This is a genomic window from Saccharopolyspora rectivirgula DSM 43747 (genome assembly GCF_000497205.1).
GTDB lineage: Bacteria > Actinomycetota > Actinomycetes > Mycobacteriales > Pseudonocardiaceae > Saccharopolyspora > Saccharopolyspora rectivirgula.
In genome coordinates this window covers 50,678-65,385 of record NZ_AYJW01000001.1, presented here as the reverse complement: position 1 = coordinate 65,385, position 14,708 = coordinate 50,678, and the positions used below count along the sequence as shown (strand labels likewise).

Below are 14,708 nucleotides of genomic sequence, written 5' to 3'. Positions count from 1 at the left end.
CTGACATGACCGAAGCCAAACCCAGTCCGCTGACCCCGGTGCTGACCAGCCGGTGGCTCTCCCCGCAGTCCTGGACCCTGGACGCCTACGAGCGGCAGGGCGGTTACACCGCGCTGCGGAAGGCCTTGCGGGCGCACCCGGACCAACTGGTCGAACTGGTCAAGGCAGCCGGGTTGCGGGGGCGCGGGGGCGCCGGCTTCCCCACCGGCGTGAAGTGGAGCTTCATGCCCAAGGAGCCCACCAAACCGCACTACCTGGTCATCAACGCCGACGAGGGCGAGCCGGGAACCTGCAAGGACGTTCCCCTGATGATGGCCGACCCGCACTCGCTCATCGAGGGTTGCATCATCGCCAGCTACGCGATCCGCGCCAACCACTGCATGATCTACGTGCGCGGGGAGGCCCTGCACTGCATCCGCCGGCTCAACCACGCGGTCGCCGAGGCGTACCGGGCGGGGTACCTCGGCAAGGACGTGCTCGGCTCCGGGTTCGACCTGGACGTCGTGGTGCACGCCGGCGCCGGCGCCTACATCTGCGGCGAGGAGACCGCGCTGCTGGACTCCCTGGAGGGCAAGCGCGGCCAGCCCCGGCTGAAACCGCCGTTCCCCGCCGCGGCCGGGCTCTACGCCTGCCCGACCACGGTGAACAACGTCGAAACGATCGCCACGGTGCCCTACATCGTCAACGGCGGGGTGGACTGGTTCCGCAGCATGGGGCGGGAGAAGTCCCCGGGTCCGAAGATCTTCTCGATCTCCGGGCACGTGGAGCGCCCCGGCCAGTACGAGGCGCCGATGGGCACCACGCTGCGGGAGCTGCTGGAGCTGGCCGGCGGGATGAAGGACGGCATCCCGCTCAAGTTCTGGACCCCGGGCGGGTCCTCCACCCCGCTGTTCACCGCTGAGCACCTCGACGTGCCGCTGGACTTCGAAGGCGCCTCGGAAGCCGGGTCGATGCTCGGCACCACCGCGGTCATGGTGTTCAACGAGACCGTCTCGGTCCCGTGGGCGGTGATGAAGTGGACCAAGTTCTACGAGCACGAGTCCTGCGGCAAGTGCACCCCCTGCCGGGAGGGCACCTACTGGCTCGCGCAAATCCTGGAGCGGATGGTCGAAGGTCGCGGCACCCAGGAGGACATCGACACCCTGCTGGACGTCTGCGACAACATCCTGGGCCGTTCGTTCTGCGCGCTCGGTGACGGCGCGGTCAGCCCGATCACCAGCGGCATCAAGTACTTCCGCGAGGAATTCCTCGCCCTGTGCAAGCAGCAACAGGCCAGCGACCCCGCATTGGTAGGAGCGGCCCGATGACGGTGGCACCCGAATCCCGAAACCGCCCGGCCCCGGAGGGGTACGTGCGGTTGACCATCGACGGCATCGAAGTGGACGCCCCCAAGGGCGAGCTGCTGATCCGCACCGCGGAGCGGATCGGCATCGTCATTCCGCGGTTCTGCGACCACCCGCTGCTTGACCCGGCCGGGGCGTGCCGGCAGTGCCTGGTGGAAGTGGAGATGAACGGCCGGCCGATGCCGAAACCGCAGGCGTCCTGCACCATGACGGTCGCCGACGGCATGGTGGTCAAGACGCAGCGGACCTCGCCGGTGGCGGACAAGGCGCAGCAGGGCGTCATGGAACTGCTGCTGATCAACCACCCGCTGGACTGCCCAATCTGCGACAAGGGCGGGGAGTGCCCGCTGCAGAACCAGGCGCTCAAGCACGGTCGCGCGGACTCCCGGTTCCACGAGACCAAGCGCACCTTCCCCAAACCGATCCCGATCTCCAGCCAGATCCTGCTGGACCGGGAGCGGTGCGTGCTCTGCCAGCGGTGCACCCGCTTCTCCCAGCAGATCGCCGGTGATCCGTTCATCGATCTGCTGGAACGGGGCGCGCTCCAGCAGATCGGGGTCAGCGAGCAGCAGCCGTTCCAGTCCTACTTCTCCGGCAACACCATCCAGATCTGCCCGGTGGGCGCGCTCACCAGCGCCCAGTACCGGTTCCGGTCCAGGCCGTTCGACCTGGTTTCCACACCGGGGCAGTGCGAGCACTGCGCTTCCGGCTGCGAGATCCGCAACGACTGGCGGCGCGGCAAGGTGATGCGGCGGCTGGCCGGGGACGCCCCGGAGGTGAACGAGGAGTGGATCTGCGACAAGGGCAGGTTCGCGTTCCGCTACGTCACCGCGGCGGACCGCATCCAGCGGCCGCTGGTGCGGCGGGACGGTGAGCTGCAGCCGGCCTCCTGGACCGAGGCGCTGCAGGCCGCGGCGAACGGATTGCTGGCGGCCCGTGACGCGGGCGGCGTCGGGGTGCTGCCCGGTGGGCGGCTGACCGTGGAGGACGCCTACGCGTACGCCAAGTTCGCCCGGCTCGCCCTGCGCACCAACGACATCGACTACCGGGCCCGGGCGCACTCCCCGGAGGAGCTGCGGTACCTGGAAGCGGTGGTGGCCGCTTCCGGACCGGACACCGGGGTCACCTACCGGGATCTCGAATCCGCTCCCGCGGTGCTGTGCGTGGCCTTCGAGCCGGAGGAGGAGTCGCCGATCGCCTTCCTCCGGTTGCGCAAGGCCGCCCGCAAGCACGGCACCAAGGTCTTCCACTTGGGACCGTGGAATTCCCCGGGCGTGGCCAAGACCGTCGCCGCCAACGGCAAGTCGACCGGTGCCTTCCTGCCCTGCCCGCCCGGTTCGGAACCGCTGGCGCTGCGGGACCTGCCGGCCGACGTGGTCGAGGCCCTGCGGCAGCCGGGGGCCGTGCTGCTCGTCGGGGAGCGGGCCGCGGAAGTGCCCGGTCTGCTGTCGGAAGTGCTGCGGACCGCGCAGCGCACCGGTGCCCGTCCGGCGTGGATCCCGCGGCGGGCAGGGGAACGCGGAGCGATCGAAGCAGGCGCACTGCCCAGCCTGCTGCCCGGCGGTCGACTGGTCACCGATCCGGTGGCGCGGGCCGAGGTCGAGCGGCACTGGGGCGTGCCAGGAGCGCTGCCCAGCACCCCGGGGCGGGACGTCAGCGGCATCATCGCCGCGGCCGCGCAGGGGAAGTTGTCCGGGCTGCTGATCGGCGGGGTCGGGATCGAGGACCTGCCGGACCCGGAGCTGGCCGAGCAGGCCCTGCAGCGGGTCGACTTCGTCGTCAGCCTGGAGCTGCGGCACAGCGAGGTCACCGAGCACGCGGACGTGGTGCTCCCGGTGGCGGCCAGCACGGAGAAGTCCGGCAGCTACCTGAACTGGGAAGGCCGGCGTCGGGAATTCCGCACCACCATCGACGGAACCGGGAAGGTCCCCGACTGCCGCGTGCTGGACTCGCTGGCCATCGAAATGGACGTGGACCTGTTCACCCAGACCCCGGAGGTGGCGGCCGCGGAGCTGAGCCGCATCGGCACCCGGGACAGCGGCCCGGTCCCCGGGCCCGACGTGGAGGCCAGCCCGGTGCTCACCCCGGGGCCCGGCCAGGCGCTGCTGGCGACCTGGCGGCAGCTGCTGGACAACGGGGCGCTGCTGGCCGACGAACCGAACCTGGCGGGCACCGCCCGGCCCGCGGTCGCGGTGCTGGCGCCGCGCACCGCCGAGCAGATCGGCCTGGTGCCCGGGCAGGAGATCGAGATCCGCACCGCGCGCGGCGTCGTCCAGCTGCCGGTGGAGTTCACCGAGATGCCGCACGGGGTGGTGTGGGTGCCCAGCAACTCCGGCACTTCCGAAGTGCACCGCCGGCTCGGTGTCGGCCACGGCGCCGTGGTTGACATCGCTGCGGTGACCCCGCTGTCCGCCGTGTCGGGCAACGGCCACGCAGGAGGGAAAGCATGACCACAACCGCGGAACTGCTCGCGGACGACCCGCTGTGGCTGATCCTGCTCAAGGTCGTCGGCATTTTCGCCTTCCTGGTGCTGATGACCCTGTTCAGCATCTGGGCGGAACGACGGGTGCTCGGCCGCATGCAGCACCGGCCGGGGCCGAACCGGGCCGGGCCGTTCGGGTTGCTCCAGTCGCTGGCCGACGGGTTGAAGCTGGCCTTCAAAGAGGACATCCGCCCGGTGCTGGCCGACAAGTGGGTGTACTTCCTGGCCCCGGTCATCGCGGCCGCGCCGGCGATGGTCTCGTTCTCGGTCATCCCGGTGGGCCCGGAGGTCACCATCTTCGGGGAGCGCACCGCGCTGCAGCTGGTCGAGCTCCCGGTGGGGCTGCTGGTGGTGCTGGCCTGCGCTTCGATCGGGGTCTACGGCATCGTGCTCGCCGGCTGGTCCTCCGGGTCGCCGTACCCGCTGCTGGGGTCCCTGCGCTCGGCGGCGCAGGTCATCTCCTACGAGATCGCGATGGGGCTCTCCTTCGTCGCGGTCATCATGTACGCGGGCACGCTCTCGACCGCGGGCATCGTGGACGCCCAGGAGAACGGCTGGTTCGTCTTCCTGCTGCCGTTGAGCTTCCTGGTCTACCTGGTCTCCATGGTCGGCGAGACCAACCGGGCCCCCTTCGACCTGCCGGAAGCGGAATCCGAGCTGGTCGGCGGTTTCCACACCGAGTACTCGTCGCTGAAGTTCGCGCTGTTCTTCCTCGCGGAGTACATCAACATGGTCAACGTTTCCGCGTTGGCCACGACGTTGTTCCTCGGTGGCTGGCACGCGCCGTGGCCGCTGTCGCTGATCGGCGACGGGGTGCTCAACACCGGTTGGTGGCCGGTGCTGTGGTTCTTCGGCAAGACGCTGGCGTTCCTGTTCTTCTTCGTCTGGCTGCGCGGTTCGCTGCCCCGGTTGCGCTACGACCAGTTCATGAACCTGGGCTGGAAGGTGCTGGTCCCGCTCAGTCTGCTGTGGATCCTCGTGGTGACGGTGATCCGCGCGCTGCGGACCAGCGAAGCCGTCACCACCACCCAGCTGCTGATCGGCGTCGCGGTGCTGATCGGCGTGCTGCTGCTGGCCACCTTCCTCATCCCGGAGCGCGGGGGATCGGAGAAGAAGGAGGAAGGCGCCCCGCTGTCCGGCAGCGGATACCCGGTTCCGCCGCTGGACCTGCAAGTACCGGAACCACCGCCACGCCGCACCCCCGCCCGCACCGCCGCGGCGCGGCAAGACGTGGAAATCCCGCGCCAGGGTGCGCAAGACGAGGAGGCGCCCCATGGGACTGTTTGATCCGATCAAGGGATTCGGCGTCACCTTCTCGACCATGTTCAAGAAGGTCGTCACCGAGGAGTACCCGGAGGTCAAGAAGATCCCGGCTCCCCGGTACCACGGTCGGCACCAGCTCAACCGGCATCCGGACGGCTTGGAGAAGTGCGTCGGGTGCGAGCTGTGCGCCTGGGCCTGCCCGGCGGACGCGATCTTCGTGGAAGGCGGGGACAACACCGAGGAGGAGCGGTACTCGCCGGGCGAGCGGTACGGCAAGAACTACCAGATCAACTACCTGCGGTGCATCGGCTGCGGGTTGTGCATCGAGGCCTGCCCCACCCGGGCGTTGACGATGACCAACGAGTACGAGATCGCCAACGACAACCGGCGGGATCTCATCTACACCAAGGAGGACCTGCTCGCGCCGCTGCTGCCGGGGATGGAGATGCCGCCGCACCCGATGCGGCTCGGTTCGGACGAGCAGGACTACTACGCCCGCGGTCCCGAACTGGCCCGGCAGCGCGGAATTCCCGAAGGGGAAACGGTGGAGTCCGGGAGTGAGGAGGCCGGACGGTGATCACCCAGTATCTGGCGCAGACGACCGCGGCGGTCTCGACCGGGGAAGCGGTGGCGTTCTGGGTGCTCGGACCGCTTGCCCTGGCAGGCGCTCTGGGCATGGTGTTCGCGCGCAACGCCGTGCACTCGGCGCTGTGGCTGGTGTTGACCATGCTGGGGCTCGGGGTGCTCTACATGGTGCAAAGCGCCCCGTTCCTCGGGTTCACGCAGATCATCGTCTACACCGGCGCGATCATGATGCTGTTCCTGTTCGTGCTGATGATGGTCGGCAGGGACGCGTCGGACTCGGTCGTCGAAGTGCTGCACGGGCAGCGGGTGTGGGCCGGTATCGGCGGGGTGGGGTTGGCCGCTCTGCTGGTCACCGGGTTGGCCCGGTCGCTGACCGAGGTGCAGCCGGCACCACCGCTGAACCCGTGGACGCCGGCCGGTGGCGGAGCAGGCGGTCTGGGGCGGCTGATCTTCACCGACTACCTGTTCCCGTTCGAACTCACCTCAGCGCTCCTGATCACCGCGGCGGTGGGTGCGATGGTGCTCGCCTGGGGCGGCAAGGGCCGTGGTCCGCGGGTCAGCCAGCGGGAGCGGGTGAACGCCCGGTTCCGCGGTGGACGCCCGTCGCCGCTGCCGGGGCCCGGGGTGTACGCGACGGCGAACTCGGTTGCCACGCCGGCGCTCCTGCCGGACGGCTCGATCGCTCCCGAGTCGCTTTCGGAACTGCTGGAGAGCGTTCCGGTGGAAGACGTGCTCGCCCAGCAGCGCCGGCAGCTCTCCTCCCCCTCCTCCGGAGAGCTCACCGGTGTCGGTGAGCCCGAGGAGGCCGCGGTGCCGAAGGCGGAGGGCGAGCAGTCCACGTCCGCTCCGCGGGGCGAGCAGCCGGAGACCAAGCACATCCCGACGCAGGAGGTCCGGCAGTGACTCCCACGTACTACTTGCTGCTGTCGGCGTTGCTGTTCAGCATCGGCGTGGTCGGAGTGCTGGTGCGCCGCAACGCGATCGTGGTCTTCATGTGCGTTGAGCTGATGCTCAACGCGGTCAACCTGACGCTGGTGACCTTCGCCCGGATCGCCGGAACGGTCGAGGGGCAGGTCATGGCTTTCTTCGTGATGGTCGTCGCGGCGGCTGAGGTGGTAGTCGGACTGGCCATCATCATGTCGATCTTCCGTACGCGTCGCTCGGCCTCGGTCGATGACGCCAATCTGCTGAAGTACTGAGAGGGCGCGTGGTGACGGCGATGACAGGTACCGGGGCATTTTTCGCGGCAGAACCCGGGGCGGCGGAGGCGGTCGCCGCCGCCGGGGCGGTGCAGCAGAACGCGTGGTTGTTGGTCGCTCTCCCGGCGCTGGGCGCGCTGGTGCTGCTGACGGCGGGCCGGCGCGCCAACGGCTGGGGCCATCTGCTCGGCTGCGCGACGGTGATCGCCGCGTTCGCTTACGGCTTGCTGCTGTTCGGGTCCGTGCTCGCGCTGCCGGCCGAGGAGCGGGTGCGCGAACTGCACCTGTTCTCCTGGATCCCGGTGAACGCCCTGCAGGTGGACTTCGGGTTGCGCATGGACCCGCTGTCGTTGGTGTTCGTGCTGCTGATCACCGGGGTCGGGGCGCTGATCCACATCTACTCGATCGGCTACATGGCGCACGACCAGCAGGGCCGCACCGGCCGGGACAACACCGAGCGGCGGCGGTTCTTCGGCTACCTCAACTTGTTCGTCGCCGCGATGCTGGTCCTGGTGCTGGGGAACAGCTTCGTGACGCTCTACCTCGGTTGGGAAGGCGTCGGTCTGGCCTCCTACCTGCTGATCGGCTTCTGGCAGCACCGACCGACGGCGGCCGCGGCGGCCACCAAGGCGTTCGTGATGAACCGGGTCGGTGACGTCGGCCTGGCCTTGGCCATCTTCCTGATGTTCGCGCAGCTGGGCACCACCCAGTACACCGAGGTGTTCGCCCGCGCCGGTGAGCTCTCCTCCGGCGCGCTGCTGGCCATCACCTTGCTGCTGCTGCTGGGCGCCTGCGGCAAGTCCGGTCAGGTTCCGCTGCACGCGTGGTTGCCGGACGCGATGGAAGGCCCCACTCCGGTGTCGGCGCTCATCCACGCCGCCACGATGGTCACCGCCGGGGTGTACCTGATCGCCCGGGCCAACCCGCTCTACACGCTGTCGCCGGGCGGCCAGCTCGCGGTCACCGTCGTCGGCGCGGTGACGCTGCTGGTGGGATGCGTCATCGGGTGCGCCTACGACGACATCAAGAAGGTGCTGGCGTACTCCACGGTCAGCCAGATCGGCTACATGATGCTGGCGGTCGGCCTGGGGCCGGCCGGTTACGCGCTGGGCATCATGCACCTGCTGACCCACGGCTTCTTCAAGGCCGGTCTGTTCCTCGGGGCCGGTTCGGTCATGCACGCCATGCACGACGAGGTCAACATGCGCAAGTTCGGTGGCCTGCACCGGTACATGCCGGTCACCTTCGTCACCTTCGGACTGGCCTACCTGGCGATCATCGGGTTCCCGTTCCTGTCGGGCTTCTACTCCAAGGACGCCATCATCGAGGCGGCGTTCGGCCAGGAGGGTTGGCGTGCTTGGGCGTTCGGTGGTGCCGCGCTGCTCGGTGCCGGTATCACCGCCTTCTACATGACCCGGTTGATGCTGCTGACCTTCTTCGGCGAGAAGCGCTGGGAGGGGTTGACGGCCAGCAACGGGGAACGCTTCCACCCGCACGAGTCGCCGACCGTGATGACCGCGCCGATGGTCGTGCTGGCGATCGGTTCGGTGGTGGCGGGGTTGTTCTTCGCCAGCGGTGACCGGTTGGTGACGTTCCTCAGCCCCTCCTTGGGCGAGCTGGCGGAGGCCGAGAGCACGGTGTTGCCGCACGCGCTGATCCCGGTTCTCACCGTCGGGATTTCCGCGCTCGGGGTGCTGGTGGCCTGGTTGCTGGTGGGCCGCAAGCCGGTGCCGGTGCAGCGGCCGGAGCGGGTCTCCGGAGTGGTGCGGGCTGCCCGGGAAGACCTGTACAGCAACAAGATCAACGAATTGCTCGCCGTCCGGCCGGCCTTCGGCCTCTCCCGCGCCGCGGTGGCTTTCGACCGCAGCGGGGTGGATGGCGCGGTGTCCGGGATAGCCCAGTTGTTCAACGCGGGTTCGCTGCGGATGCGGCGGCTGCAAACCGGGTTCGTCCGGTCCTACGCGCTTTCCATCCTCTTCGGCGGGATCGTGGTGATCGCCGCTCTGCTCGCGGTGGGGGTGCCGGCATGAGCACCAGGACGGTTCCCATCGCAGTTGCCGGCACCGCCGGCGGAGTCCGGCAAGACCCGTCTTCGGGACGTCGCACGGAGGAGAACCGATGACCTTGCTCCTCGCTCTGATCCTGCTGCCGCTGGCCGGTTCGGTGGTGGTGGCGCTGCTGCGGGCCAATCCCACCGCGGCCAAGTGGACCGCGCTCGGTTTTTCCTTGGTGGAGCTGCTGATCGCGGTGGCTGCCTGGGCGGCTTACGACCCGGCCGGTCCCCGGCTGCAGCTGACCAGTTCCCGGCCGTGGATCCCGGCGTTCGACATCCGGTGGTCGTTCGGGGTGGACGGCATCGCGCTGGTGATGATCGCGGTGATCGCGGTGCTCACCCCGCTGGTGCTGCTCTACAGCTGGAACGAGCGGTTGCCGCAGGGGCGCACCCACGGCGGGGTCTTCGGCCTGCTGCTGCTGGAGCAGGCGATCACCGTCGCGGTCTTCGCGGCCACCGACCTGTTCCTGTTCTACGTGCTCTTCGAGCTGATGCTGATCCCGATGTACTTCCTCATCGGGGGCTACGGCGGGGAGAAGCGCACCTACGCGGCGGTGAAGTTCTTCCTGTACTCGTTCCTCGGTGGACTGATCATGCTGGGGTCGGCCATCGGCGCTTACGTCTACAGTGCACAGGTCACCGGGCGGGGCACCTTCGACTGGGCCGCGCTGCAGCAGGTGCTCGCCGATGCGCCGCTGAGCGTGCAGGGCTGGTTGTTCGCCGGGTTCTTCGTGGCCTTCGCGGTGAAGGCGCCGCTGGTCCCGTTCCACACCTGGCTGCCGGACGCCGCGCAGCAGGCCCCGATCGGGGTGGCCGTGATCGTCGTCGGCGTGCTGGACAAGGTCGGCACGTTCGGCTTCCTGCGCTACAGCCTGCCGTTGACGCCGCAGGCCTCGCAGGCGCTGGCGCCGCTGGTGCTGGTGCTGGCGGTGCTCGGCGTGCTCTACGGTTCGCTGCAGGCGTTCGGCCAAACCGATCTCAAGAGGTTCATCGCCTACGTGTCGATCGCCCACTTCGGATTCATCGCGCTGGGCATCTTCGCCTTCACCTCGCAGGCGCAGGCCGGCTCGGTGTCCTACATGGTCAACCACAGCATCGCCACCGGCATGCTGATCCTGGTGATCGGGATGATCATCGCGCGTGGCGGCTCCACGCGGATCGCCGACTACGGCGGGATGGCGAAGGTGACGCCGCTGCTAGCCGGCACCTTGTTGATCGCCGGGTTGAGCACGTTGTCGCTGCCCGGCACGAACTCGTTCATTAGCGAGTTCCTGGTGCTGATCGGTTCTTTCCAAACCCGGCCGGTGTACACGGTGCTGGCCACGATCGGCATGGTGCTGGCCGCGGTCTACGTGCTGTGGCTGTACCAGCGGACCATGCAGGGGCCGGTGCGGGGCAGCGCGCTGCTCGGCGCTTCCGCCGGTCCGGGCACGGTGGCCGACCCGAACCGGGAGTCGGGCGCGCACCGGATGCGGATCTCGGACCTGGGTGTTCGCGAGATCGCCGTGTTGACTCCGCTGATCGTGCTGGTGATCGGTCTGGGTTTCTACCCGGCGCCGGTGCTCGACGTGATCAACCCGTCGGTCGGGGCGACTATGAGCGAGGTCGGCGTTGCCGACCCGGTGACCTCGCAGGGAGGTAACTGACAGTGGGTGCATTGGCGCAGCAATTCATCGGCATTCCGCCGATCGACTACGCGGCGATCGCTCCCGTGCTGGTGGTGTTGGGCGCGGCGTGCCTCGGCGTGCTGGTCGAGGCGTTCGTGCCGCGGCAGCAGCGGTGGCTGGTGCAGGTCGGGTTGGCGCTGGTGGCGATCGTGGTGGCCGGCGGGGCGCTGGCGCTGTACGCCAGCCAGGGGCGCCCCGGGGTCACGACGCTGGCGGGGACGATCGCGGTGGACCCGCCCGCGCTGTTCTTGTGGGGAACGCTGCTGGCGTTGTCGTTGGCGGCGATCCTGCTGATCGCCGACCGCTCGGTGGAGCCCGGGGGCGCCTTCGTGGCCGAGTCCCGGGCGGCCGAGGGGCCGGGGGCGATGAGCCGGGCCGCGGGCGCAGCGGTGGGGATGCGGACCGAGGTGTTCCCGCTGGCGCTGTTCTCGCTGGGCGGCATGATGATCTTCTGCGCCGCCAACGACCTGCTGACCATGTTCATCGCCCTGGAGGTGCTGAGCCTGCCGCTGTACCTGCTGTGCGGGCTGGCCAAGCGGCGGCGGCTGCTCTCCCAGGAAGCGGCGATGAAGTACTTCCTGCTCGGCGCGTTCTCCTCGGCGTTCTTCCTCTACGGGCTGGCGCTGCTGTACGGCTACGCCGGTTCGGTGCGGTTGGCGGCGATCGCGAACGCGACCGCGGCGTCGGACCGGTCGAGCACGCTGCTGTTCGCCGGTCTGGGGCTGCTGCTGATCGGGTTGTTGTTCAAGGCTTCGGTGGGGCCGTTCCACACCTGGACGCCGGACGTGTACCAGGGCGCTCCCACCGCTGTGACCGGTTTCATGGCGGCGTGCACGAAGGTCGCCGCGTTCGGGGCGATCCTGCGGGTGCTGCAGGTGGCCTTCACCGCGTCCTCCTGGGAGTGGCGGGGAGTGCTGTGGGCCATCGCGATCGCGTCGATGGTGATCGGGGTGGTGTTGGCGCTCACGCAGCAGGACATCAAGCGGATGATCGCCTACTCGTCGGTGGCGCACGCCGGGTTCATGCTGGTCGGTGCCATCGCGCTGACCGACCGGGGGCTTTCGGGCACGATGTTCTACCTGCTGGCCTACGGGTTCACCACGGTGGCGGTGTTCGGGGTCATCAGCTTGGTGCGGACCGCCGACGGCGAAGCCACCCAGCTCTCCGACTGGGCCGGGTTGGCGAAGCGTTCCCCGGTGCTGGCCTGGGTGTTCACCTTCCTGCTGCTGGCTCTCGCCGGGATCCCGCTGACCAGTGGCTTCGTGGGCAAGTTCGTGGTGTTCGAGGCCGCTCTGGCGGACGGGATGGCTCCGCTGGTGGTGGTGGCGCTGCTGGCCAGCGCGGCGGCGGCGTTCTTCTACCTCCGGGTGGTGGTGGTGATGCACTTCCGGGAGCCCGCCGAGGACGGTCCGACGGTGAGCGTGCCGGGTGCGTTCACGACAGCCGCGATTACGCTCGGTGTTGTGATGACCTTGCTTTTGGGGGTGCTGCCCACATTGGCCCTGGACTGGGCGAACGTCGGTACCTTCGTGTCGTAGAGTGCTCGCCCGTAGGGCGATCGTTGGGGGAGCGAAGGCGACGGTGACGTGAGCAGGCCAGCGGGAGACCCGATCAGCGGGCTGACCAGGGGTATGCCGGGTATTGAGATTGCCGACCAGGCGTTGGCCGAGTCGGTGCGGCAAGGTCTGGGACGGGTGGAGGAGCTGCTGCGCGAATCGGTGCAGAGCGATCTCCCGTTCGTGACCGAGACGTCGCTGCACCTGGTAGAAGCGGGCGGCAAGCGGATCCGTCCGCTGTTCACCTTGCTGGCCGCGCAGTTCGGCGATCCGTCGGCGGAGTTCGTGATCAAGTCCGCGGCGGCGGTGGAGCTGATCCACTTGGCCACGCTCTACCACGACGACGTGATGGACGAGGCCACGATGCGCCGCGGCGCGACCAGCGCGAACGCCCGCTGGGACAATTCGGTGGCGATCCTCACCGGGGACTTCCTGTTCGCCCGGGCCTCCGGGTTGGTCGCGGACCTGGGGCCGGAGGCCGGGCGGCAGATGGCGAAGACGTTCGCCGCGCTGGTCACCGGGCAGATGCGGGAAACGGTCGGTGTCGGACCGGACGAAGACCCGATCGAGTACTACCTGCAGGTGATCTACGAGAAGACCGGGTCGCTGATCGCCACGGCGGGTCGGTTCGGCGCGTTCTTCTCCGGCGCCTCGGACGAGCAAGTGCGGGTTCTGGAGCGGGTCGGCCGGATCATCGGCACGGCTTTCCAGATCTCCGACGACATCATCGACATCGCCTCACCGGCCACCGAGTCCGGCAAGACCCCGGGCACGGATCTGCGGGAGGGCGTCCGGACGCTGCCGATGCTGTACGCCCTGGCGGATCCGGGCACCAGCGACCGGCTGCGCGAGTTACTGTCCGGGCCGATCACCGAGGACGACGCGGTCGAGGAAGCGCTGGAGCTGTTGCGTGAGTCCAGCGGCTTGCCCAGGACTCGCGCCACGCTGGAGGAGTTCGCCGACGACGCCCGCAAGGAGCTGGCTTCGCTGCCGGACCACCCGGCGCGCGACGCGCTGGCCGGGCTTGTCGAGTACGTGCTCGAGCGCACTCGCTGATGCCTGCTTCGCATCGGTTGCGCAACGAGTGGGTCTCGGTCCCGGGGGATGCTCGAACCCGGTGGTTTCCCATTGCGTTGGAGGACGAGGACCGCTGAGGGATCTGCCGGTGCGCCGGAGCGGGTGCGCGAAAGCCCGGTAGTGGCTAAGGAGGGCAACCTTGACCTGGCTTTTCACCCAGGTTTGGCTGTGGAGTCTGTTCTCGTTCGGGCTTGGTTCGCTGATCACCTGGCTGCTCTTCGTGCGTCCCCTGCAGCGGCGGCTGGACCAGCTCCTGGCGGAGCCGGTGGAGGAGTTCGACTTCGAGCGCTCGCCGGTGGACCGGGATGCTCCGACGGAGACGATGGACAGCCCGCTCGGTTTGTTCGATCCGGATCCGGAGCCGGAGGAACCGGTCGAGGAGCCTCCGATGGGTGACTGGGATCGCAGGCCGCGGCCGTGGTTGCCGCTGGACCAGCAGCCCACCGAACAGCACGGGGGCAGGGCCCCGGTGCGGGGTGGCGAGTGCGAGCCGCGGACGGCGGGTCAGGAGTCGACGAAGCGGTTCCCCACCCCGCCGCAGCCGGAACCGCAGGTGCAGGAGCAGCCCGAACCGCAACCCCGGCCGCAGCCGGAGCCTCAACTCCAGTCGGAACCGCAGCCGGAGCCGCAGCGGTCGCAGTCGCCTTGGTTCGTGGCGCCCGAGGAGAGAACGCGTCCGGTGGAACCCGTCGGCGCGGCCGGCGAGGAGGAGGCGCGTGCTGAGGCGCCCGCCGCGGAGCCCGCTGAGGAACCGCCGGCGGAGGAAGGGGGCGCGTTGCCGCGCCGCACCCCGGGGGCGGGCCCGTACCCGGGCAAGGAACCGGGCAAGGACCCCGGCGGGAACGGGCCGCAGGTGAAGGGGCATTCGGCGTCCCGCCAGTACCACACCCCGGACTCCCCGGTGTACGACGAGATCGAAGCGGATGTCTGGTTCCGCACCGCCGAGGACGCCGAGATCGCCGGTTTCCGGCCGTGGAACGGCCGGCCGGTGCGCTGAATCACTTGTTGGTCTGCGGGGAACGTTCCAGGAGCCGGGACAGCACCACGGTGGAGACCGTGTGGTGGACGAAGTCCACCGAGCGCAGTCTTTCCAGCGCTTGTTCCAGGTGGGCGATGCTGGCCGCGCGCATGTGCACGATCGCGTCCGCTTGCCCGCTCACCGTGTAGGCGGCGACGACTTCCGGCAGGGGTTCCAGGCCGGAGCGGATGCGGTGCACCGGGACGTTGCCGTTGCAGTGCACTTCGACGAACGCTTCGGTGCCCCAGCCGAGCGCTTCCGGATCGACCACCGCGGTGAACCCCTGCAGGGTGCCGTTGTCCAGCAGTTTGTCCACGCGTCGTTTCACCGCGGGGGCGGAGAGCCCGACCTTGTTGCCGATTTCGGCGTAGCTGGCCCGGGCGTCCGCCACCAGGTGCGAAATGATCCGCTGATCCAGAGGGTCCATGCGCAACATTCTGCCGTATGCGGGTAACGGAAATGCGT

At 69.1% G+C, this 14,708-nt stretch carries 12 protein-coding genes; 11 read left to right on the top strand and 1 reads right to left on the bottom strand.

The window, feature by feature from the left end; all coding sequences use genetic code 11:
- The first annotated feature begins 5 nt into the window (after positions 1–5).
- The 11 genes from nuoF (at position 6) to SREC43747_RS0100250 (ending at position 14,222) form a co-directional block, all read left to right on the top strand.
- Complete coding sequence (gene nuoF / locus SREC43747_RS0100300; protein ID WP_029719156.1) at positions 6–1,307, top strand: NADH-quinone oxidoreductase subunit NuoF; 1,302 nt, start codon at positions 6–8, stop codon at positions 1,305–1,307.
- On the top strand, positions 1,304–3,793 hold the full coding sequence (locus SREC43747_RS0100295) for an NADH-quinone oxidoreductase subunit G (RefSeq protein ID WP_029719155.1): 2,490 nt from the start codon (positions 1,304–1,306) through the stop codon (positions 3,791–3,793). The genes nuoF and SREC43747_RS0100295 overlap by 4 nt, the downstream gene beginning before the upstream one ends.
- A complete protein-coding gene (nuoH, locus tag SREC43747_RS0100290) occupies positions 3,790–5,112 on the top strand; it encodes an NADH-quinone oxidoreductase subunit NuoH (protein ID WP_029719154.1) in 1,323 nt (440 codons plus the stop codon). Before SREC43747_RS0100295 ends, nuoH begins: the two co-directional genes overlap by 4 nt.
- Complete coding sequence (gene nuoI / locus SREC43747_RS0100285; RefSeq protein WP_029719153.1) at positions 5,099–5,665, top strand: NADH-quinone oxidoreductase subunit NuoI; 567 nt, start codon at positions 5,099–5,101, stop codon at positions 5,663–5,665. The genes nuoH and nuoI overlap by 14 nt, the downstream gene beginning before the upstream one ends.
- Positions 5,662–6,576 carry an NADH-quinone oxidoreductase subunit J gene (locus tag SREC43747_RS0100280; protein ID WP_029719152.1) on the top strand — a complete coding sequence of 305 codons (915 nt, stop codon included), beginning with the start codon at positions 5,662–5,664 and terminating at the stop codon, positions 6,574–6,576. The genes nuoI and SREC43747_RS0100280 overlap by 4 nt, the downstream gene beginning before the upstream one ends.
- On the top strand, positions 6,573–6,872 hold the full coding sequence (nuoK, locus tag SREC43747_RS0100275; protein WP_029719151.1) for an NADH-quinone oxidoreductase subunit NuoK: 300 nt from the start codon (positions 6,573–6,575) through the stop codon (positions 6,870–6,872). Before SREC43747_RS0100280 ends, nuoK begins: the two co-directional genes overlap by 4 nt.
- 20 nt (positions 6,873–6,892) lie before the next feature.
- Positions 6,893–8,902, top strand: a complete 2,010-nt coding sequence (gene nuoL, locus SREC43747_RS0100270; protein ID WP_081722343.1) for an NADH-quinone oxidoreductase subunit L — start codon at positions 6,893–6,895, stop codon at positions 8,900–8,902.
- An 88-nt stretch (positions 8,903–8,990) separates the two neighbouring features.
- Positions 8,991–10,571 (top strand): NADH-quinone oxidoreductase subunit M, encoded by a 1,581-nt coding sequence (locus tag SREC43747_RS0100265; protein ID WP_029719149.1) that lies wholly within the window; start codon positions 8,991–8,993, stop codon positions 10,569–10,571.
- A gap of 11 nt (positions 10,572–10,582) precedes the next feature.
- Positions 10,583–12,130: an NADH-quinone oxidoreductase subunit NuoN gene (gene nuoN / locus SREC43747_RS0100260; RefSeq protein WP_201768597.1), complete on the top strand. Its 1,548-nt coding sequence runs from the start codon at positions 10,583–10,585 to the stop codon at positions 12,128–12,130.
- Between the two features lie 93 nt (positions 12,131–12,223).
- On the top strand, positions 12,224–13,204 hold the full coding sequence (locus tag SREC43747_RS0100255; RefSeq protein WP_081722342.1) for a polyprenyl synthetase family protein: 981 nt from the start codon (positions 12,224–12,226) through the stop codon (positions 13,202–13,204).
- A gap of 160 nt (positions 13,205–13,364) precedes the next feature.
- Positions 13,365–14,222, top strand: a complete 858-nt coding sequence (locus SREC43747_RS0100250; protein WP_029719146.1) for a sunset domain-containing protein — start codon at positions 13,365–13,367, stop codon at positions 14,220–14,222.
- Between the two features lies 1 nt (position 14,223).
- Here SREC43747_RS0100250 and SREC43747_RS0100245 read toward each other — a convergent pair whose 3' ends face one another.
- A complete protein-coding gene (locus SREC43747_RS0100245) occupies positions 14,224–14,670 on the bottom strand; it encodes an Lrp/AsnC family transcriptional regulator (protein ID WP_029719145.1) in 447 nt (148 codons plus the stop codon).
- Positions 14,671–14,708 lie beyond the last annotated feature (38 nt).